Consider the following 20,202-nt stretch of genomic DNA (forward strand, 5'->3'; position numbering starts at 1 on the left):
TCCGGCTCGCTGATTTCTTAAGTGTCTCCTTTCTATTTGATTTCACACTCAAGAAAAGGAGACATTGTACCTTAGATCTTTTGGTCGTCGGTACAACCATTTTTGGATGAGGATTTCAACAGAGCAGGTTATCCATTTCTCCCATGCGATCTTTTTTATCGAGCCCTGAACATGGTTGATTGTTTGGTTATTAATTTCTTCCATAGATTTCGCTCCGGGCTCTTACGTACCGGAGAAGGATAAGGATGTTTTCGTTATAAGGCTTAATTAATTTTAAATGATGGATTGCTATTGCTGTTATTCGATCCATTGATTCCTGCGAGAATGGATCCTTGAGTCCGCCGGACTGATCCGGATTCCGTGACATCCCGTACCGCCCGGGGATTTCCCGGGGAGACCCGGCGCAGATACTAGTGATTATATAAGATTCCGCGAAATTGTTTTCCTGTCGAATTTATATTTTTGGTGATACCATGAAACGTCAATATCCTTGGAATAATGCCAGAAACCTGGTAATTTTTACCCTTATCCTGCTGATGTGCTGCACGGTTGCAGCGGCAAATATCACATTTTCTCCGGACGGTAAGGGATACCGGTTTGAAAAAGACGGGTGGACCTATCTCCATATTGAAGGTGCTCCCTATGAACGGGGGTACCAGCACGGATACCTGATGGCATCGGAACTTGCGGAAATACAGGATCTCAACAGGTATTTTGTCTATCACGATACCGGCATGGAATGGAATTATTTCATTAATGCTTCAATGGAGATGTATCCTCAGCATATAGACGATGAATTCAATACCGAGATGCACGGGATTGCAGACGGGGCAATGGCCGCAGGGACAAATATCAGTTACGATGAGGTCCTTGCATGGAATACCTTTATCGAAATGATGGGGTACTGGTGGCCTCAGGAGGAACCCGGGGCATACGAGACGATGGAGATAATGAAGGATTCCTGTACTGCATTTATCGCAACCGGGGATTACACAAAAGACAAGGGAATTGTGTTTGCTCATACGTCCTGGTATCCCTTTGAACGTGCCCATTACTTTGACTTAATAGAAGATATCCAGCCGGAGAACGGGAGCCGGATTCTGATGCAGACCGCTCCGGGTCTTCTTGACAGCACGATCGATTTTGTCGTGACCGATGCCGGGCTCATGATCACCGAGACAACGATCGGCGGGTTCCACCAGTACGAGCAGAACATGTCGCCGAATTTTTACCGGATGCGAAAGGCAGCGCAGTATGCGGATAGCCTGGATGAATTTGTCACGATCATGGACACGAACCGGAGCGGGGGCGTGGCAAACGCGTGGCTGGTCGGGGATCTCAACACCGGCGAGATCATGAGATTTGAGCAGGGCCTCAAGTTCTCCAGCGTGACCAAAACCAGGAACGGGTACTTTGTCACGGCAAACAATGTTGCAGACCCGCGGATCCGGAATTTTGAGGTTTCCGGGTTCAACCCGACCGATGTGCGGAACCCGGTGGGTGCACGGCTTGTCCGCCTCTCGCAGCTGATGGAGGAATACAAGGGAAGACTCTCTCCTGATACCGCAAAAGTGGTCCTCTCCAACCATTACGATGTCTGGCGCAGAACGACAACCCCGTCATCCCGGTCGATCGAAGGGGCATACTGGCTCGATCCGGATCCGGCCACGAGTGCTCCTGCCTACCGCCCGGCAGGTTCCTTCGACGGCAAGGTGGGCGATTCTGCCATGGCGGCAAATATGAGTTTTGAAGCCCGGTGGGGATTACCATCAGGCATGGCCTTTGATGCCGATGCATTCCTGGAACAACACCCGCAGTGGGGATACATGGAAGATTATCTCAAATCTTTTCCAACTCGTTCCTGGAATGTGTTTACTATCGAAGATAAGGATATTCCATGACCCCTTTTTTCTTTTTATTTTGGTTTGTTGATACTCCCGGAAAAGAATACAACCGACAGTAAGATATTAGTACGAACGACCCTGTGCAGTTGTATGCAGAAATAAACAAAGGGCGGACAACTCCGCTGCGACGAATAATCTCCTTTTTTTATCGGTCCCTGCCACCCCGTCGTTCGCTGTACGGGATATCGGCGCTCTTCCCCCGGGATAACTTCTCCCGTTCGCGCCGGGCACTCTCGAACCGCTCATCCAGAGGAATGTCGACACTCCCCCCCCGGGAAAGCTGCTCCTTCTCTCTCGCACCCTGGAACCGTTCCTCAAGAGGGATCTCAACACTCCGCCCTTTTGAGAGCTCCCCCCGCTCGCTGCGTGCCCGTTCGAACCGGTCCTGGAGCGCGATCTCATCGCTTCTCACGGAGGTGTACCGTTCCTGGGCATCACGGTCGCGCTGCTGCCGGCGTTCCTCAAAGGGGATGCTTGCACTCTGTCGTGACAACGACCCCCGGGGGGCAGCCGGCGCCGGTGCATCACTGTCGGAAATAAAATCGATACCGGGATCATCGGAAATGCTCCGGGAAGCCCGGGCTGGCACACGGGACCCGGCACCACGCCCGGCCGCCCCACCAACATCGGATGGCGTATGCCGTACTCCAGTGTATGCGTACGGGCTCTGGCCGGGGGCCCGTTTTTTCTCTCCCCGGATCTTCGCCACCTCATCGTTGATGATCTCCTCACGCTCGCTCTCGCTCCATTCGGTGAACATCAGGAACTGCAGGAACGCTTCCGGTTCCCGGAACACGGAGGCACGGATCCGTTCAAAGACGATCGTCCGGTCGACATTGCCGAACCATCCTCCCGACCGGATCGTGATCGCATCATCGCCGGACTCAAACACGAACACCCGCTCGATCTCGCCGTTCCGTCCCCAGCCGGTCTCCGACACTCCCTTATCCTCGAACGTGAACAGTTTTCCTACGGCACCATAATCGCCGCCTTCCCGGACGGCGATCCGCTGCGCTCCTGCCTCGTACTTGAATGTCCGGGGCGGTTGCCCGAAGGCAAATGTCTCTTCGAGCATCCCGTACGAATCGAAGATAAAACGGCGCAGGATCGTATCCTGGCGGGACAGGTCGTGCTCCGTCATGATATTGGTTGACGGGTCGAACCGGTATAGCCGTTTCTGGACTTTTCCTCCGTCAAGTACGCGGACTCCCCCGTTCCCGTACTGGTAATAACGCATGATGGTCCCGTGCCGGGACTCCGCGTGTTCGATAATGACTGCATCGGTCATATCAACAGGTCGCTCCGTTATTTTGAGTGTATCACTGGTTTTAACGTTGATCTGTCCGCCAAGAAATAGTTTCTTCCCGGATTGAGGATTTACGGGCTCATACAAAAGAGTAACCTTCATCCATTCCAGCAGATAACAGCTATCCGGAAATGACAGAAGACGTTCAGGCACCCGTACCCGATGGAGTGGCACAGGACAGTACCGTGTCGGCCCAGCCCGCCCCTGAAGAATCCGTTGGTATCCGCCAGGAACGCGGCCGCACCCTGTACCTGGCAAAGTGGAGCACGCGGTTCTGGGCATGGCTCATCGACTTCTGCATGGTGATCCTCTTCCTCAATATTATCCGCGGCATCTTTGCCCCGTTCTGGAACATCCCGTTGTATATCGATTTCCAGCATTGGGAACCATTTGAATTCGGGTTCCAGACCCTGTTCTTCTTCTTATACTGGACCGCTATGGAAGGGTTCCTGGGAAGGGGCCAGTCCATTGGCAAGATGGTGATGAACTTAAAAGTGGTCAATCGCGATGGCACGAAGATCCGTTACGGCACGGCCGCCATCGAGAGTTTCGGCAAGGCATTCATCCTCCCGCTTGACTGCCTCATCGGCTGGCTCGCGATGCCAGGCACCAAGCTCCGTATGTTCAACCGGCTCTCCAACACCATTGTGATCAAGACCGATTACAAGGAACCTGACGGTATCCTGTACATGAAGGACAAGGAATAACGGAAATTTTTTAGATCTTGTCTTTTGATAATTCAGGATTTCCGGATCAGCGGGAGATGCTTTTTCAGTACGACAACCGTATCCCGGGTCATTTGATGCGGGGGACCACCGGGACCAGGAGTGCTTCCCGACAGGATCGCTGAAAAGATCTGTGATACGGCCGCACCGTGGGAGGGGCTGTAGCCGCCTTCCAGCACGAGAGCTATAGGACAGTCCGCGGCCTGCATGAGGAGCCGGGTCAGGATGAAAAAATCCTCCGGCCGCAGGTCCATGCCGCCAAGCAGATCATCGTGGAGGGTATCCTGACCGGAGGAAATGATCAGGGCACCGGGCCGGAACCGCTCGATGGCTGGCACAAAAATCTCCGAGAATACGCTCCAGAAATCGGCGATGCCGGAACCGGCCTGGAGCGGGGCATTGATCGTGTAACCAGACCCGTTCCCGGTGCCGGTGTTGCCGATCTTCCCGGAATACGGGAACAGGTGTTGCTGGTGGACTGAACAGTAGAGCACCCGGTCCGTTCCATAAAAGGCATGCTCGGTCCCGTTCCCATGGTGGACGTCCCAGTCAACAATGGCGACACGGTCAACAATGTCAAGCGCATGTGCAGCTGCGATCGCCGCATTGTTGAGCAGGCAGAACCCCATTGGCCGGTCGTGTTCGGCATGGTGCCCGGGCGGCCGGGCAAGGGCGAATGCGTGCTCGCCATCCAGCGAACGGTCAACGGCCATGATCGCGGCGCCCACTGCATAGAGGGCCGCTTCATATGAGCCCTGTGTCACATAAGTATCGGGGTCAAGATAACCGGGAACCCGTGCGGCTGCGCAGCGCTGGCGGAGCCATGCGGTGTAATAAGGGGTATGCACGGTGTGCACGATCTCTTCGTCTGCCGGTCCCGCGATCCGTACGGGAACATGCGGGGGAACACCCGAAAGTGCTGAGAGCAGGCGGGCGTTGCACTCGGGATGAGCAGGATTGTCATGCCCGGCACTGGCCGGACTGGTGATTGCACAGCAGCGCCCCATCGTTGCTCCCTGCCAGAAAAATCCGTGGCCAGGTTACGGGAGTATTTTAATTTCCGGTATATCCAGTTTATGCCAGCGGAACGCAGGATATCAGGAGCGGGAGTATGGAGATGACAGGGAAGATCCGTCAGTCAGAAGAAAGAATCTCCGCAAGCCGGGCGGAACAGTCCGGGCAGAGCATCTTTTTCTTGCGGTCGAGTTCATCCAGCGTATCGGGCTTGAACATGATGCACTCATGCTTCTCGCAGTGGTCCAGGCCAAGCATGTGCCCGATCTCGTGGGCGCCTTCCTTGGTGATCCGGTCGATCAGGTCGTCGTCATTGCTGCGCAGGCCGTAATATTCGTTGCTGAGCCGGGCGCTCGATACGACCGCAGCGCCCACCTGCTGGCGGGCAAGCCCGAAGACAAAACTGTTGCCGTCCCTGAACAGGTCCTGGTGAACGACAAGAAGGACGGGATCGTCAATCCCGTGACGGTGCTTGTAGGCCTGGATGCTGTCAAGTAGTGCCTGCGCATCGATCTGCTTCCGCGCCGTGACGTAGCCCATCATCCGTACAGGGTTATCCGACACCGTTGTCAGCACACCAAGTAACGAGGAGATGATGCGGGAAACCGGCATCTGGAGACCGGGGGGTGACAAGGCATCCCAAAAAATATGGACATGCATCGCTATATTCTGTTGGAATGGACTCCTATAAACATATTGAGAATTGTGTCGGCAGGTACATCGCCGGGCACTACGCGAGTCCTGTTGAAGTGGGGATCGGGAAGAACTTTGACGCAGCGGAGGTCATCCATGCCGCGGGCATTCCGGTCCGGTGCACGGATGTGAAGGACCTTGTCCTGCCAGCAGGGATCGCGTTCCGGATCGACGATGTATTCGAACCGGACTTCTCATTCTACCGGGGTGCCGATGTGATCTACGCGATCCGTCCGGCGGTCGAGATGGTCCCCCCCCTTATCGCCCTTGCAGAACAGGTCGGGTGCGACCTCCTCGTGTATCACATGGGGTTCGAGGTCTACGGGAACGGGGGAGAGCCCATTGACTGCGGGGTGCTCCTCCACCGGTACGTCCGGGGATCAAAACCCGTCAAACAGGGTTGACTGGGTCTTTGCCGGCACTTTTTTTGTTTCAGGTTCATCTTTGGGAGCAATGGGCTCTTCCTTTGGCGGCCGGGGTTCCGGGGGTGTTTCAGCGAGGGAGATTACCGGCGCCGGTTCCACACGCGGTTTCTCTTTCTTTGGCTCTTTCTTCACCTTTTTCCGCTGCACGGTTTCCTTTTCCCGCTCCTTCTCTTCCTTCATGAGGGCCTTTATGATCTCCGTTGACCGGGCCCGGTCATTGAGGAAGAAATTGAGCTGGTCGGCATCGAACGAGAGCTCGCGGGCATACCCGGTAGGGTCCTGTTCGACTAAGAGCGAGATCGTGCCAAGATAATTCTCCCGCAGCGTGTTCTGGGGCATGTGCATCATGGCAGAGACCTTGTTCAGCGTGGCAAGGCGGATGGATTTCTGTTTCTTTGCCGTCGACATCTTCTGCCACCGCTCCGGGGGCATGATCCGGGTATGGATGCCCTTTCCCCCGGCGGCATCGGCCACACCGAGGAGCATGACCGCGGTTGCGTAGCGCCAGAGCGTGTGGTACTGGCGGCGGTAGGTATACCCGAGATATTCGTCGGCCCGCGAGAGGTGCCGGTATGCCCGGCCCATTGCGGCGGGGTCCTCGATCAGGTGGACACTGCCTTCAACCCACTGCTCGATGGTCTCCGGGGTATCGTTCACATCATACGAGAGCCGCATCAGCTCTTCGTCCCCGGTCCTGCCAAACAGGGCCGAGATCAGGGAGAAGATGGAGACCCGCTCGTCTTTCTGGGACGTGTGGACATGCACGTCATCCAGGTTGTCCCTCCCGATCGCAGAGGCATAGAGCATGTTGACCGCGGACCGGATGTCGCCTTCAGCGCTGTCAGCAATCGCATGGATGGCCGCATCGCTGCAGCTGATCTTCTCGGCAGCACAGAGGTACTTGAGGCGCGGGGCAATGGAACGGGCAGGGACTGCCTTGAACTGGACCGGGTCGCAGCGGGCCCGGATTTCCGGCGAGAGTCCGTACAGGTCGTTTGCGATCAGGACCATCGGCTGCTGCGCATGCCGGATGCATTCAATGATCGCCTTTGCCCCGCCACGGTCCGCATTCCCCTGGAGGTTGTCGGCTTCATCGAGGACAACGAGCTTGCGCGTCGCCCCGGTCAGGCTTGCGGTCACGCTCCCGGCGCCGGCGATCCGCTCGATCACCCCGGCGGTCCGCTGGTCGCTCGCGTTCAGCTCGATGACCTCCCAGTTCATGTCGTTTGCGAGCGCGTACGCCGCGGAGGTCTTGCCGATACCGGGCTTGCCGTAGATCATGAGGGGGCGGGACTTGTTCGTCCAGTTCCTCGCCCACTCCGCGATCTGCCGCACGGCGGTCGTGTTCCCGACGATGTCCGCAAGATGTGCGGGCCGGTACTTTTCTGCCCAGTCCATACAGACACGTTAGCCGTGTATCAAATAAATTATCTCTGATGAGACTCAAATGAAGCATACACGAAACTACGTTTCGGGTTTTTTCAGGTGATGTCGTGGTCCACAACTGCTCCACAGAGACAATTGCAAAAGTAGTCCGGGAATACGAGGGTGTCAAGAGAAAGCATGCCATCGGTGAGATGGTCAAGGCACTCAGGATTGACGCTCCCCATGTTGTGGCCGCATTCGGAGAGGACGCCGCGGTGATCGAGCATAACGGCGAAGCACTCCTCCTTGCTGCGGACGGCATCTGGTCAAAACTCATGGAGGCAGACCCGTACTGGGCCGGGTACTGCTCGGTACTGGTCAACGTCCACGATATCGCGGCAATGGGAGGGCGACCGATCGCGATGGTGGATGTCTTCTCCATGTCCAAGAGCATGATCCAGGAGCAGGTCGTGAAGGGGATGCACGACGCCTCGGCACAGTTCGGTGTCCCGATCGTCGGGGGACACCTGCACCCGGATGCTCCGTACAGTGTCATCGATGTCTCGATCCTGGGATCAGCCCGGCTTGACTCGATCATCTACAGCCATACGGCACAGGCCGGCGATGTGGTTGTTGCGGCTATTGACTTAAACGGTCGGGTCCACCCCTCCTGTGCCCTCAACTGGGACTCGGTCACCATGAAGTCCGCAGCCGAAGTCCGGGCACAGATCGCGGTGCTGGAACAGATCGGAGAGAAACATCTCGCGACCGCCGGCAAGGACATCAGCAACCCCGGCATCATCGGCACGCTGGGGATGCTCCTCGAGATCAGCGGCAAGGGGGCCGAGATCGATCTCGGCCTGATCCCAAGACCGGACCTTGCCAGGAACGGCATGACGTTCGAGCAGTGGGTCAAGATGTACCCGGGCATGGGTTTTATCCTGACCGCGAAGAAGGAACATGTGCCGGAGCTCATCGGGACATTCGCCGCAGTCGGCATGACCGCAAAAACGATCGGCACAGTCGACAATGAGAAGACCCTTCGGATCCGGTATGATGGCGATGAGACGCAGGTCTTCGACTTTATCAACAACGGGATCATGCACCTGACTGAAGAGGATGTTGCATGCCAGCCAAGGTAAGACGGGTCGGTATTGGTATATTGGAGGATCCCGACAAGGTCATTGAGAGTGCCATTGCCGCGAGCGGGACCTGCGAAGTCATCTGTTATTGTCGTCCCGGCGTGGTCAGCAAAAAACCGGGGAACCCCTCCGTCCAGATCACCGAACACGCCAGTCCCGAACAGGCAATGATCGACGACCTCATGGCCGGCAGGATCGACGCGGCCGTTCGGGGCACGCTCCCCTCCAATGCAACGCTGAAGGCGCTGAAGATTGCCGAAGGTGTTGACCATCTCGAACGTATCGCCCTGCTGGAGACTGCCCGCGGGAAAAAATTCCTGCTGACACCGGTTGGTGTGGATGAGGGCTGGACCGTCCCGGAAAAACTCGAGCTGATCCGGAAAGGGAAGATCATTGCGAAAAAATTTGGCCTTCCGGAGAAGACCGGTGTGCTGTCCGGGGGACGGCTGGGTGACGTGGGACGCCACAAGCAGGTGGATGCGAGCATGGCAGAAGCCGAGCTCGTGGCCCGGCTCTCCGGATCAGAGCACTGCGAGATCCTGATAGAAGATGCCATCGAGACGTGCGGCCTGATCATTGCACCGGACGGCATCTCCGGCAACCTCATCTTCCGAACCCTCACGTTCCTGGGGAACGGGTACGGCCATGGCGCGCCTGTGGTAAATATCAGCAGAAATTTCGTGGATACTTCGCGCGCCTCACCAAATTACACCAATGCGTTATTGCTCGCAGCATCTTTGTTGGAATAATTTAAAACCTTTAAATATCCTCTTTTTTCGAAAAACAACCATTTTTTAAGAGTAAAAAATATTCTGCGAAATTACGGACTCCGATTTCCTCTTGCTGTGCAACATGCCCTCCAATATCATAATACTGGATAAATTGCAGTATTTCCCCAAAAAGTATTTAAATATAACAAGTTGATTTCTTTTTGAGGTAAGAAACATGGCAGATTTACCAATTGCCGCAGTTGTAAGGATTGCGAAGAAAAACGGAGCCGAGAGAGTAGGAAGCGATGCAGCAGAGGCACTTGTGGCAAAGGCCGAGAAGTACATCGCCCAGCTGACCAAGGAAGCCAACAAGCTTGCCGAGCACGCTGGAAGAAAGACCATCAAGAAAGAAGACGTTGATCTGGCTGCAAAGTCCAACTGATCAACTCTTTTTTTCTAAAACTTTGGAATCTGTTTTGAGTTTTTATTGCTGCATTAAAGGATTATCGTAGTATCAGGACATCCACTTCATGTTCCGGACCATCCCCTTGTCCCCGCGGGATCCAGGCCGGTGCAGGAGTCTTTATCTGACATTCCACTCCATCAGATGAGAATAGGAGCCATGGCAATGGTACAGATTGACTACATGCAGGGAATGATTGCCGGGTACGCCACGTCACCGAAAGGACAGGAAACGATACGGAAATTCCTCACATCTCCCGAAGGCCAGAAGACCATCGACAGGTACCTTGCAACTCCGGAAGGGCAGGAGATGGGCCGGCTCCTCCTTACGAGGGCACTTGATTGCCTCGATCTTCCAGCGCCGGTCAAGGAACAGATCCGGACTGCACTTACTGATAAAAAGTGCTCATAGCGTCCCGATATTCCGGGGAGCGTTTCCCCGGATACGGAATTTAAGCGAGAAACATTTTTCACTCATCGAAAGATATTGGAATTAATGATATCCCTCCTCTATGTTGACGATGAGCCGGAACTGCTCAACCTGGGAAAACTGTTCCTTGAGAGGGAGGGGGAATTTTCTGTCACGACAACCGCATCCTCGCCGGAAGGCCTGGAGCTGATGGCAGGGGGAACGTTTGATGCCATCATATCCGATTACCAGATGCCCGTGATGGACGGCATCGAGTTCCTCAAGCAGGTGCGGGGCATGGGACGGTCCACGCCGTTCATCCTGTTCACCGGCAAAGGAAGGGAGGAGGTGGTCATCGAGGCGATCAACAACGGTGCGGATTTTTATCTCCAGAAAGGGGGGGATGCCCGGCCCCAGTTCGCAGAGCTCCGTCACAAGATCCTCGCAGCCCTGGAGCGCCGGCGAGCAGTCGATGCACTCAGGGATTCCGAACAGAGGCTGTCTGATATCATTAATTTCCTTCCCGATGCAACGTTTGCCATCGATACAGCGGGAAAAATAATCGCCTGGAACAAGGCGATCGAGATGATGACCGGCATGCCTGCCACAGATATGGTGGGCAGGGGGCAGTACGAATACGCAATCCCGTTTTACACGACCCGCAGGCCCATCCTTATCGACCTCGTCCTTTCCCCGGATGAACAGTATACGAAGGAGAACTACCATGATCTCTTAAATGCCGGTACGACCATTACCGCCGAAACGGTCATTGAAAAACCCGGTAGCGACACGGTGCATATCTGGGCAAAAGCCAGCCGTCTCTATGACAAGAACGGGAACATCACCGGCGCTATCGAGTCCGTGCGGGACGTGACCGGGCAGAAGAAAGTGGACCAGACCCTGCGGGAAAGCGAGGCGAAATACCGGGAACTGGTCGAGAATGCCAACAGCATCATCCTGAAACTGGACAAATCCGGCAATATCACCTTTTTCAACGAGTTTGCACAACGTTTCTTTGGGTTCACCGCCACGGAGATCCTCGGGAAACCGGTTGTCGGGACGGTTGTCCCGGCGCAGGAATCCGGATCTGACCGGGACCTCTCCCACATGATCGAGAATATCATCCGGCATCCTGAGGATTACGTGAATAATGAAAATGAGAATGTCACGAAAAACGGTGACCGGGTCTGGATCCACTGGTGGAACAAACCCATCTATGACAGGGACGGTGTTTTCGAGGGGGTTTTATGTGTAGGGACGGATATCACCGCCCGCAAGCGGATCGAAGACGAGCTCCGGATGGAAAATGAGAAGAACCGGGGGCTCATGAACCATGCCATTGACGCGATCGTTGTCCTGGATGCGGAGACCAGCATGTTCACCGATGCAAACCATAGAGCACTGGAGCTCTTCGGGAAGACCCTTGCCGAACTCAGGGCGATGAACTTTACCGGGATCTTCCCGGCAGAATTCCATGAGAAATACCAGGGGTACTTCACCGACACGGCCAGGAAGGGGACCGGATCGCATTCCCTCCTCGTTACCGGCAGTGACGGCCGGCTGATTCCGGTCATCGTGAGTTCAACGGCCATCGATCTCGGGGGCAGGCGCCATGTCATGGGAATCTTCCATGATATATCGGAGATCCAGATGGCCCAGGACGCATTACAGCTTGCCAACAAGAAACTCAACCTGTTGTCCGAGATCACCCGCCATGACATCCGGAACAAGCTTACGGTCCTCGGGGGGTACATCGAGCTCGTCAGGGATCACCCGCAGGAACCCGAGTACACCATGTACGTCCGGAAGATCCAGGAGATCGTTGGGACCATCGGCGAGAACATCGAGTTCACGAAGCTGTACCAGAACCTTGGGGTGGCAGCGCCGGGCTGGCAGAACGTCCATGACGTGTTTTTCCATGCCTGTGCCCGCCTCGATATCCGTAAAATATTTGTCCAGTCGGATACGGGCGACCTGGAAGTCTTTGCCGATCCTCTCCTTGAGCGGGCATTTTACAATCTTGCGGAGAACGCCATCCAGCACGGGGGGAATGTGACCACGCTCCGTATATCTGCCCAGAAATCACGAGACGGCGTGACAGTTATGATCGAAGATAATGGCATGGGGGTTCCCCCATCGGATAAAATCAGTATTTTTTCCAAGGGATTCGGGAAGAATACCGGTCTTGGCCTGTTCCTGGTGCGGGAGATCCTCTCCATCACCGGCATCAGTATCACCGAGATCGGGGAGTACCATAAGGGGGCCCGGTTCGAGATCCGCGTGCCACACGGGAAGTACCGCTATTCCGCGAATAAAATGGCAGACCGGTGCCATATACAGATCACCGGATCGGATGCCCCGGAAATTCCCGGAAATTCCCGGTGATCAGAAGAGGGACTTCAGTCCTGCCTGCACGAGAGGCCGGAGAAGCCGGATCATTTCAGGCCTGAAAAGCAGTTTTTTTGCGAGTGTCGACGGCCGGTCCATGTCGCCGTACTCCTCAATTGTCCTGATGATTTCCGGATCATTGAGGGCACGGACCAGATCGTCGATGTCCTGCCCGGAGAGGTGCTGCCGCATCTCGAGGAACCTGAACCCCAGGGCAAGCTCGTTCCCGATATCCGCCTTCCACCGGCGTTCATACCCGGACAGGACGGAATCGTCGAACCGGCTGGATGCACATGCCTCTGCTGCGACCGCGGCCGCATGCCGGGCCGACCGGATACCGGTATATACCCCGCCACCGGAAGTTGGTTTCGCAAAGCCTGCGGCATCCCCGACAAACAGCGTCCGGTGACCGTAGGTCTTCGGCATGACCCCGAGGGGAATGGTACCCGTGACGAGATGCACGGAAGAATCGCTGAATTTTCTGATGAAGGTGGCAAAATGCTCCTGTGCGTTCGACCGGGCACAGAGACCGACCCGCACCCGGCCCGGTGCCGTGGGGATCGACCAGCCAAAGAACCCGGGCGATGCATCCGGGTAGAGTTCGACAAAACGGGGGTCCGTTTCGTGCAGCGAGTCAGCCTGGATACCGGCAAGATATACCGGTGCCCGCTGCATGCCGAGCATCCGGGCAACCGTGCTCCGTGGCCCGTCGGCAGCGATCAGGACCTTAAACGGGATCGGTTCTTCCTGGTGGACTCCCCGGGTGATGAGCGTGTTGTCCCTGATGCCGCAGACGCTCGTCTTCAGGAGGAACTCCGCACCGGCGCGGGCCGCATTTTCTGCCATCTCCCGGTCGAGTGCCCCCCGGTCAACAACCAGCGCCATGGTTTTTTTCGCATCGATGAGGATACTGGAACCCTGGCCTGATATAACGCGGGCACCGGACACCCGGTTGAGGACGGAATGGTCCGACACGCGGCATTCGGCAAACGCCGCGTTGGAGAGGAGGCCGGCACACTGGACGGGATAGCCGATGGTGCCATGTTCCTCGATGCAGAGTGTCTTCAGCCCCAGGCCGGCACACTCGGTAGCTGCTGCACTACCGGCAGGCCCTGCACCGACAACGACAACATCGTAGGTCATAGTTTGTGAAATCATCCGGGATGAACGCGGGTCCCGTTACAAAAAGGAGGGGACGGGGATTATTTTCTCCCGCCGTACTTGTGGGTTGTGCATGCAGTTGTCGGGGAAGATCCATCGCTCCCCTCACCTTCGGGATGATAGAACCCGAGCAGGACGGAGAACAAGCCGAATGCCAGGGCAAACGTACCCATAACCGAGAGAATGAGGTTATCCTTAAAACCCGGGAAGTAATAGAACAGGATGCCAAGGAGAGCGAAACCTGTCAGGATCATACCGGGGATAAGGATATATTTTGTTTTCGGGTGCCTGAGCGCGAGCGTGATGTCGGTGAAACCATTATAGAACGCAACGGCTGCAATAATCAGGATGAACATGATGGCAACAAAGCCGGAATTGAGGAACGAGACGACCCCCACAACCAGCAGTACTGCGGCCATACTGAACCAGAGCATCGACTCCTCGCCTCTTCCCGTAATGGCAAGGAAGATTAAAATGCCGATACCGAGGATCAGCAGGATCCAGAAAAACCCATAGAATGCCCCGAGCATGGGCCCGGGAAGCATGAGGGCCAAAAACCCGAAGATTATTCCAACCATACCCCGGAAGAGGCACGATATTTTTTTGTCAAACATCATATTCACCAGCATGGTCCCGCTGTCCACGCATTTCCTACACTTCATTTGGTAATACAACTACAAAATGGATACTGTCCAGCCACACGGTTATCCGGGGGACTTGGAAGGACATCTGCATTTCACAGGGAGTTTTCGGTACTTCATCGCTTAAGACTATTCCGGCAAACGATGTGTACTTATTACCGGAGGTCAATACACTGGTGAGAGACGTTAGCGGAATTTTTTCTCCCGGACCTCAAGGCGGATGTAGTGTTTGTCCCCGACTCCTATGCCAGCAGAAAATCATGGTATATCCGGTACCCCGGTATCACTCGGGGAGATCATTGGCCGTGAATTATCCGCTGCAGAGACGAACCGCCGTAAACTTCTCGCGCAACGCGAACCCCTTGCCCTTCAGCGGGGTATCCTTGGTCTCTGTATCCTGACAAATCTCCTCTTCCTGGTGACCCGTAACGATTACATCTTCCTGTTCGTTGCTGCCAGTTTCTATCTCAATATGTTCTATTTCATCACCCTCCTCATCCCGACAAACCCACAAGCCGCGGATTTTAAGAAACCGGAAATTGCCAGATTTCATGCATGGCTCTGGGAGAATGGCATCACGTCCGGGACCCGCCAGTTCACCCGGATCTTCATCAACACGTTCTTCATGAACTGCCGGACACTCACGTTTGCGATCAGCCTGCTCTTTTCCGTGGACATCGCGTTCACCCTGATCGCCTGGCACGCCGGCCTGCCTGCCGGGATCACCCTCTTCGTCATTGTCCAGTCAGCGATTATCATCATTTTTTATGCCATCATCGGGAAAGTCGAGCCTTTCACCACCGCGTTTGCCGATAATATCGATCATGTCAGGACCCGCCTCTCCCGCGAGCTTCCCCCCTGGATCATCTCGCTCCTCTTCCTTACCGGGTTTCTCATCGTTGTCTTCATCTTCCTGACAACGATCATCCTCCTGCCGGGTTTCACGCTGAATATGTTCCTCACGGAATCCGGGCTGACCAGGCTCGCAAACCTGTTCCTCCCGCTGGGCATCCTTGCGATAAGCCAGTATTTCATCATCCGCTCCATCCACGGGAACACGAGCCGGGTGATGGCGGAACGCCTGATGGAACACCGGGAGGATGTGCTTCGCAGCCTTGCACGGGATGCCGGGGACAGCACCCCCGGCTCACCGGAAAGTGCCGAGCAGCGGTATGAGGTGACGTCCCGGCTCCTGGAATCCCGGATCTACCAGGTCAGGAGAAATTCCCTCTTAGGAGTGTTTCCCGTGTACGTCATCGATCTTGACTTCTCCGTAATGATGGACAGTACCACCCTGACCGCGATCAAAGGCTACATCAAAGAACGCCGGTAACAGGTGGCCCTGTCAGGGCTAAAAAAGTGGCAGGGGGACACCCCGGCCATGCCGGTAGTATCAGGGGCCGGTTGTCTTTTTCAGCTCCGGTGCAATCGTCTCCAGGATCCCGCTGTTCGCTGGCGTCACATAGACCAGGTACTGGCCGACCACGAGCAGGCTGCCCACAGGTTTTCCCTTTCCCACCGGGTGGGCATTGTACAGGAGGATCGCCGCGTCACGTGATTCTGCGCTGTTAAAAGCCTGCGTGGACATTGTCACGACATTACCGGAACTGTCAGTGAGGACGTAGACTTTTCCGCCGGTTGCCCCGGTCAGGTTCCACGTGGTATCCTTGACGCTGGTGATAGTGATTCCCGCGGCCTGTGCAGCATCCTTCACCGGCTCACCGGGAACCAGACGGTACGGTACTTCACCGGATATGAAAACGATCAGTCCGCAGGGTATCAGGAACATGAGGACAAGGAACAGTACCAGCCCGTGCTCCAGTTTTGGCGTCATATTCATGGGAATCCTCCCGTGTCAGCATCAGAATACATTTGTTCCATTATTCACACCTCTCAGGTCCGGCAGATTTTTTCCAACTGGCTTTTTTAAATTTCAGGAATACCAGGGGCGGCACGGCCAACAGGAACGTGCCGAGCAGTACGGATAGTATATAGGCGAGCCCGTTTGATGCAAAGAACGACGGGGGCATGAGCCCAACAACAAATGCCAGGGTTGTACCGAACAGCCCGAGCCCGCCGACAATCCAGACCCCGGCCATCCCGCCCGGTATCACAAAGGGACGGGGCGTGTCCGGCTGGCTGTACCGCAACCTGATGAGAGCGGCAAAGACGAGAATGTACACAATGCAGAGCAGTTCCACGGTCATGGCCGAGAGGATCCAGTATGCCTGGTTGACCGAAGGCAGGAAGACGTAGAGGAGCGAGATCGCCGAACCGATCAGTGCCTGGATGAGCAGGACGGCGACGGGCGCCCCGTACTTGTTCGTCCGGTCGAAGAGAGGGGGCATATTCCCTTCCTCGGCAACAATACCCAGCCCCTTGGCCGGGCCGATCAGCCACGACCCGAGATTGACAACGCCCCCGATGGTGATCAGCACCGCCATCGGGGCAACCAGCCATGCGATGCCGGCTGCGGCAAAGAAATACTGGATCGCCTGCATCACACCAGATGCAAGGCTAAGCTGGTCTGCCGGGATAACAATGGCGATGGCGAGTGTAGCGAGCACGGTGCAGATGACGATGATCAGGGCCGAAAGGGCCATGGCCCGGGGGAAATCTTTCTGGGGGTTCCGGGTCTCGAGGGCATGGAATCCCGCCATCTCCATGCCGGCAAAGAGGAGGACGATGGTAGCAAAGAACGGGAGCGTGGAGAAGTTTATGGTCGGGATCATCGCGTCAAGCGTGAGGGGCGGCAGGACGAGGGAAGAGCCCGACCCGAGCCACCAGAGCCCAAGCAGGATGATCAGCACTGCCGGGATGATGCTCCCGAGAATGACGCCGACGTTGCTGAACCGGGTTGATGCTTCTTCCCCGAAATAGGCAATCGCGGTCGTACCCCAGAACGCGATCATCATGACGCTGAACATGTACCAGGGATTGACGGCAAGGCCCGGGGTGAGGGCAAAGGCGAGCGTGGAGGCGATGAACGAAAGGACCGTCGGGAACCAGACAAGGTTGTTTGACCACTCGCAGAAAAGCGCGGTGAAACCCCCTTTCTCTCCGAACGCCTGCTTGACCCAGGCATAGACACCCCCGCCTTCGGGCCATCCGGTTGCCAGCTCGGCACCGGCAAGGGAGATTGGGATCAGGAAGAGGATCGCACCGAGGATATACCACCCGATGCACGACCACCCGTAGATCGCCATGGAGGGAAAATTCCTGATGGAAAGCACCGCTGCTACGTTGATCATGGCGAGTGCAAACAGTCCCAGCACTTTTTTCGATGGGAGACTACCCTCCGTAGCTGTTGCATCTGGGCTCATCGCTTCTTCTCCACGATGCAGTTCATCATGTACACACCGTTGACATTTTCGATACCGTGTGTGTCATGCTCAAAACCGGGGAACCGTTTGTCAAAATCCTGCATGGACAGGAGGTACTGGAGCACCGGTTCCTTCCTTGCCCCGGTCCGTTCACCCGGTGCAAGGAGGGGAATGCCTGGGGGATACGGGACAATTCCCGTGGCCACGATCCGGTTGCCGGCGTTTGCAACCGGGATCTGCTCCACTTCGTTCCGCACGAGTCTCCTGTACGCCTCGGCATAGGTGAGGGCCGGATCCGGCAGGAGCGAGAACGCCTGCTGGAGCAGTCCGCACATGTTGTGTACTTTTTTGAATGTATGCATCTCGTTTACAAGGTCCTGCAGCGTCATGTCGCCGTACCGTTCCGGCCAGGTATTCTTGAGGTCGGGGAAGACATCCTCCAGCGGGACGTTCTCGTCATAGAGCCGTTTGAACTCGAAGAGTTCGGTAATAAGGGTTCCCCACTTACCCTTCGTGATCCCTATCGAGAAGAGGAAGAGGATGGAGTAATCCCCGGACTTCTCGTTGATGATGCCCCGCGTATCCAGGAACTTCACCACGACTGCTGCAGGGATCCCCCAGTGTGCGAGCGTGCCGTCCTCATTGACACCGGGCATGATGACCGTGACCTTGATCGGGTCGAGCATGCAGTAATTGTCCGGCAGCCCATCGAAGCCATGCCAGGCATCCTTCGGATGCAGCACCCAGCAGGAGGGGTTGTCCCGGAGGGTATCGAGCGGTGCATCGGCAAAGGCAATCTTCTTCCTGGTCTTCGGGTCAGTGATTGTTGCCGGCTGCCACATGGGGAACCACCAGTCCGTCTTTTTCTTACCGGTCGCGATCTCCCGGCTGATACGTGCCATGGTCCGCCGGAACCGGATCGCCTCTTCAATGGACTCGGTGGTGAGCACCCGGCCGGAGGCACCGTCCATCATCTTTGATGAGACATCGAGCGACGCGATGATCGTATAGAGCGGGGAGGTGGAACTGTGCATCATGAACCCCTCGTTGAACCGGCAGTGCTCGACCGGGGCACGGCCATTCCGGATATGGATCATGGATGCCTGCGACAGGGCGGCCAGCAGCTTGTGGGTGGACTGGGTGGCAAAGACCGTGGGGCCGTCCTTATCCTTCGCCCCGTCCCGCATGGCGAAGCGGTCCTTATAGAGCGGGTTGAACCGGGCATAGGCATACCAGGCCTCATCGAAGTGGATGCTGTCAACGCTTTTGCCAAGCAGGGCTTCCACGTCCGCGGCATGGTAACAAAGCCCGTCGTAGGTTGAGTTGGTGATCACGGCATGGACAGGTTTTTTGTCCGGCAGCCCTTTTGTGAGCGGGTTGGCCGCAATCTTGGCCCTGATCGCTTTCTGTGACATCTCTTCCGGCGGGATCGGGCCGATGATCCCGTACCGGTTCCGTGTCGGGACCATGTAGACCGCAACGGAATGGGTCATGGTAAGGGCATGCTCAGCCGATTTATGGCAGTTCCGGTCCACCATGACGATGTCATCCTTTGTCACCCGGCCGAAGTACACGATCTTGTTAGCCGTTGACGTGCCGTTTGTCACGAAATAGGTAATGTCAGCGCCAAACACTTTCGCAGCGTACCGTTCGGCCTTGCCAACCGGTCCTGAATGGTCGAGGAGGGAACCCAGTTCCCCGACAGAGATGGAAAGATCGGAACGGAAGAGCTGCTCCCCGAAGAACTCGTGGAAGATCCGTCCCGCTGGTGATTTCCGGAACGCAGTGCCCCCGGCATGACCGGGCGTGTGCCACGAGTACTCGAAATCCTCCGAGAACTTCACCAGTTCGCCAAAGAACGGAGGAAGAAGCCGCTCCTCGTAGCGCTTTGCCGCGGCCGTGATGCGGCCGGCAATGAACTCAGGCGTATCCTCCATCACGTAGATGTACTCGTTGACCTCCCGGATCATATCGATCGTGAGCGAGGTCGGCGTCTCACTCGTGGGTTCTGCCATCAGGAATATCGGGATATCCTCGTTGCGGCTGCGGATCTCGTGGATGAGCTGCATCGTCTCCTTGTGCTTCTTTGCGGTATCCCCGCCAAGGTTCCAGTTGATGAGGATGCAATCGACTTCCGGGAGACCGGAATAGGCAGCCCGGGCATCGGCCGGTGATGCAACATCCGCGACCCGGATACCGAACTCCTCAAGGCCCTGCACGATCCGTTTGATCGCCCGCCCGTGGGGGGTGTCGGTATGGATCGCGTCATCGATGACGGCGACCAGGAGGTGATCTTCGGGATTCATCGGACTCTCCTCTGCAGTCCTGATGTAGGCTGCAGGCCCTGATCTTGTATGCTCCTGCTCATGTGCAACGCTTGGGGAGATAAGGATTAAATAATTCGGTATTCATTCCTGGAAATCACCTGCCGGCCGCAATACTGTCCTGGTCTATCCGTAAGATCCTGCCAGGAGGAAGAGCGATATTATCAGGAGGATCCGGCGTTCTGGTCTCCAGAGCCGGAGAAAAAGAGA

18 protein-coding genes are annotated in these 20,202 nt (G+C 56.2%); 9 read left to right on the plus strand and 9 right to left on the minus strand.

The features are described from left to right. The first annotated feature begins 473 nt into the window (after nucleotides 1-473). On the plus strand, nucleotides 474-1,901 hold the full coding sequence (locus M0R30_RS06305) for a C45 family peptidase (protein ID WP_292544809.1): 1,428 nt from the start codon (nucleotides 474-476) through the stop codon (nucleotides 1,899-1,901). Between the two features lie 148 nt (nucleotides 1,902-2,049). Here the strand turns inward: M0R30_RS06305 and M0R30_RS06310 are convergent, their stop codons facing one another. Continuing rightward, entirely contained in the window at nucleotides 2,050-3,192 is a 1,143-nt protein-coding gene (locus tag M0R30_RS06310) for a hypothetical protein (protein ID WP_292544811.1), read from the minus strand. A 149-nt stretch (nucleotides 3,193-3,341) separates the two neighbouring features. Between M0R30_RS06310 and M0R30_RS06315 the strand changes: the two genes are divergently transcribed. Next, nucleotides 3,342-3,917 (plus strand): RDD family protein, encoded by a 576-nt coding sequence (locus M0R30_RS06315; RefSeq protein ID WP_292544814.1) that lies wholly within the window; start codon nucleotides 3,342-3,344, stop codon nucleotides 3,915-3,917. 32 nt (nucleotides 3,918-3,949) lie between these two features. On the opposite strand, the gene M0R30_RS06320 is transcribed toward M0R30_RS06315, so the two are convergent. Continuing rightward, a complete protein-coding gene (locus tag M0R30_RS06320) occupies nucleotides 3,950-4,942 on the minus strand; it encodes a histone deacetylase (RefSeq protein ID WP_292544818.1) in 993 nt (330 codons plus the stop codon). Nucleotides 4,943-5,069: 127 nt separating this feature from the next. Beyond that, nucleotides 5,070-5,609, minus strand: a complete 540-nt coding sequence (locus M0R30_RS06325; RefSeq protein ID WP_292544821.1) for an archaemetzincin family Zn-dependent metalloprotease — start codon at nucleotides 5,607-5,609, stop codon at nucleotides 5,070-5,072. 17 nt (nucleotides 5,610-5,626) lie between these two features. Between M0R30_RS06325 and M0R30_RS06330 the strand changes: the two genes are divergently transcribed. Then, entirely contained in the window at nucleotides 5,627-6,046 is a 420-nt protein-coding gene (locus M0R30_RS06330) for a UPF0146 family protein (protein WP_292544824.1), read from the plus strand. Here M0R30_RS06330 and M0R30_RS06335 read toward each other — a convergent pair. After that, entirely contained in the window at nucleotides 6,023-7,465 is a 1,443-nt protein-coding gene (locus M0R30_RS06335; protein ID WP_292544826.1) for a replication factor C large subunit, read from the minus strand. The genes M0R30_RS06330 and M0R30_RS06335 overlap by 24 nt on opposite strands. A 95-nt stretch (nucleotides 7,466-7,560) precedes the next feature. Between M0R30_RS06335 and M0R30_RS06340 the strand changes: the two genes are divergently transcribed. From M0R30_RS06340 to M0R30_RS06360, 5 genes are all read left to right on the plus strand, one after another. After that, complete coding sequence (locus tag M0R30_RS06340) at nucleotides 7,561-8,574, plus strand: methanogenesis marker 2 protein (RefSeq protein WP_292544829.1); 1,014 nt, start codon at nucleotides 7,561-7,563, stop codon at nucleotides 8,572-8,574. Further along, nucleotides 8,559-9,323 (plus strand): methanogenesis marker protein Mmp4/MtxX, encoded by a 765-nt coding sequence (gene mtxX / locus M0R30_RS06345; RefSeq protein WP_292544832.1) that lies wholly within the window; start codon nucleotides 8,559-8,561, stop codon nucleotides 9,321-9,323. Before M0R30_RS06340 ends, mtxX begins: the two co-directional genes overlap by 16 nt. 196 nt (nucleotides 9,324-9,519) lie before the next feature. Next, nucleotides 9,520-9,726 (plus strand): histone family protein, encoded by a 207-nt coding sequence (locus M0R30_RS06350; RefSeq protein ID WP_292544835.1) that lies wholly within the window; start codon nucleotides 9,520-9,522, stop codon nucleotides 9,724-9,726. A 186-nt stretch (nucleotides 9,727-9,912) separates the two neighbouring features. Then, nucleotides 9,913-10,158, plus strand: coding sequence for a hypothetical protein (locus tag M0R30_RS06355; RefSeq protein WP_292544838.1), 246 nt, complete (start codon nucleotides 9,913-9,915; stop codon nucleotides 10,156-10,158). An 84-nt stretch (nucleotides 10,159-10,242) separates the two neighbouring features. Continuing rightward, nucleotides 10,243-12,540 (plus strand): response regulator, encoded by a 2,298-nt coding sequence (locus M0R30_RS06360; protein WP_292544841.1) that lies wholly within the window; start codon nucleotides 10,243-10,245, stop codon nucleotides 12,538-12,540. Here M0R30_RS06360 and M0R30_RS06365 read toward each other — a convergent pair whose 3' ends face one another. Further along, complete coding sequence (locus M0R30_RS06365) at nucleotides 12,541-13,701, minus strand: NAD(P)/FAD-dependent oxidoreductase (protein WP_292544845.1); 1,161 nt, start codon at nucleotides 13,699-13,701, stop codon at nucleotides 12,541-12,543. 44 nt (nucleotides 13,702-13,745) lie between these two features. Further along, on the minus strand, nucleotides 13,746-14,366 hold the full coding sequence (locus M0R30_RS06370; protein WP_292544848.1) for a hypothetical protein: 621 nt from the start codon (nucleotides 14,364-14,366) through the stop codon (nucleotides 13,746-13,748). A 223-nt stretch (nucleotides 14,367-14,589) separates the two neighbouring features. Here M0R30_RS06370 and M0R30_RS06375 point away from each other — a divergent pair, with 223 nt between their 5' ends. Further along, on the plus strand, nucleotides 14,590-15,678 hold the full coding sequence (locus tag M0R30_RS06375; protein ID WP_292544851.1) for a hypothetical protein: 1,089 nt from the start codon (nucleotides 14,590-14,592) through the stop codon (nucleotides 15,676-15,678). A gap of 60 nt (nucleotides 15,679-15,738) precedes the next feature. Here the strand turns inward: M0R30_RS06375 and M0R30_RS06380 are convergent, their stop codons facing one another. From M0R30_RS06380 to M0R30_RS06390, 3 genes are read right to left on the minus strand one after another with little or no spacing between them, the layout of a single operon-like run. After that, complete coding sequence (locus M0R30_RS06380) at nucleotides 15,739-16,185, minus strand: hypothetical protein (RefSeq protein WP_292544854.1); 447 nt, start codon at nucleotides 16,183-16,185, stop codon at nucleotides 15,739-15,741. Nucleotides 16,186-16,225: 40 nt separating this feature from the next. Beyond that, nucleotides 16,226-17,668 (minus strand): amino acid permease, encoded by a 1,443-nt coding sequence (locus M0R30_RS06385; RefSeq protein ID WP_292544856.1) that lies wholly within the window; start codon nucleotides 17,666-17,668, stop codon nucleotides 16,226-16,228. Then, complete coding sequence (locus tag M0R30_RS06390) at nucleotides 17,665-19,974, minus strand: Orn/Lys/Arg decarboxylase N-terminal domain-containing protein (protein WP_292544859.1); 2,310 nt, start codon at nucleotides 19,972-19,974, stop codon at nucleotides 17,665-17,667. Before M0R30_RS06390 ends, M0R30_RS06385 begins: the two co-directional genes overlap by 4 nt. Nucleotides 19,975-20,202: the final 228 nt, after the last annotated feature.

The organism is Methanoregula sp. (genome assembly GCF_023227875.1).
Taxonomy (GTDB): Archaea; Halobacteriota; Methanomicrobia; order Methanomicrobiales; family Methanospirillaceae; genus Methanoregula.

Coding starts and splice junctions, on each gene's coding strand:
- M0R30_RS06355 (WP_292544838.1), top strand. CDS start 9,913: ATGGTACAGATTGACTACATGCAGGGAATGATTGCCGGGTACGCCACG.
- M0R30_RS06390 (WP_292544859.1), bottom strand. CDS start 19,974: ATGAATCCCGAAGATCACCTCCTGGTCGCCGTCATCGATGACGCGATC.
- M0R30_RS06385 (WP_292544856.1), bottom strand. CDS start 17,668: ATGAGCCCAGATGCAACAGCTACGGAGGGTAGTCTCCCATCGAAAAAA.
- M0R30_RS06305 (WP_292544809.1), top strand. CDS start 474: ATGAAACGTCAATATCCTTGGAATAATGCCAGAAACCTGGTAATTTTT.
- M0R30_RS06325 (WP_292544821.1), bottom strand. CDS start 5,609: ATGCATGTCCATATTTTTTGGGATGCCTTGTCACCCCCCGGTCTCCAG.
- M0R30_RS06375 (WP_292544851.1), top strand. CDS start 14,590: ATGCCAGCAGAAAATCATGGTATATCCGGTACCCCGGTATCACTCGGG.
- M0R30_RS06310 (WP_292544811.1), bottom strand. CDS start 3,192: ATGACCGATGCAGTCATTATCGAACACGCGGAGTCCCGGCACGGGACC.
- M0R30_RS06330 (WP_292544824.1), top strand. CDS start 5,627: ATGGACTCCTATAAACATATTGAGAATTGTGTCGGCAGGTACATCGCC.
- M0R30_RS06350 (WP_292544835.1), top strand. CDS start 9,520: ATGGCAGATTTACCAATTGCCGCAGTTGTAAGGATTGCGAAGAAAAAC.
- M0R30_RS06360 (WP_292544841.1), top strand. CDS start 10,243: ATGATATCCCTCCTCTATGTTGACGATGAGCCGGAACTGCTCAACCTG.
- M0R30_RS06335 (WP_292544826.1), bottom strand. CDS start 7,465: ATGGACTGGGCAGAAAAGTACCGGCCCGCACATCTTGCGGACATCGTC.
- mtxX (WP_292544832.1), top strand. CDS start 8,559: ATGCCAGCCAAGGTAAGACGGGTCGGTATTGGTATATTGGAGGATCCC.
- M0R30_RS06320 (WP_292544818.1), bottom strand. CDS start 4,942: ATGGGGCGCTGCTGTGCAATCACCAGTCCGGCCAGTGCCGGGCATGAC.
- M0R30_RS06370 (WP_292544848.1), bottom strand. CDS start 14,366: ATGAAGTGTAGGAAATGCGTGGACAGCGGGACCATGCTGGTGAATATG.
- M0R30_RS06315 (WP_292544814.1), top strand. CDS start 3,342: ATGACAGAAGACGTTCAGGCACCCGTACCCGATGGAGTGGCACAGGAC.
- M0R30_RS06365 (WP_292544845.1), bottom strand. CDS start 13,701: ATGATTTCACAAACTATGACCTACGATGTTGTCGTTGTCGGTGCAGGG.
- M0R30_RS06380 (WP_292544854.1), bottom strand. CDS start 16,185: ATGAATATGACGCCAAAACTGGAGCACGGGCTGGTACTGTTCCTTGTC.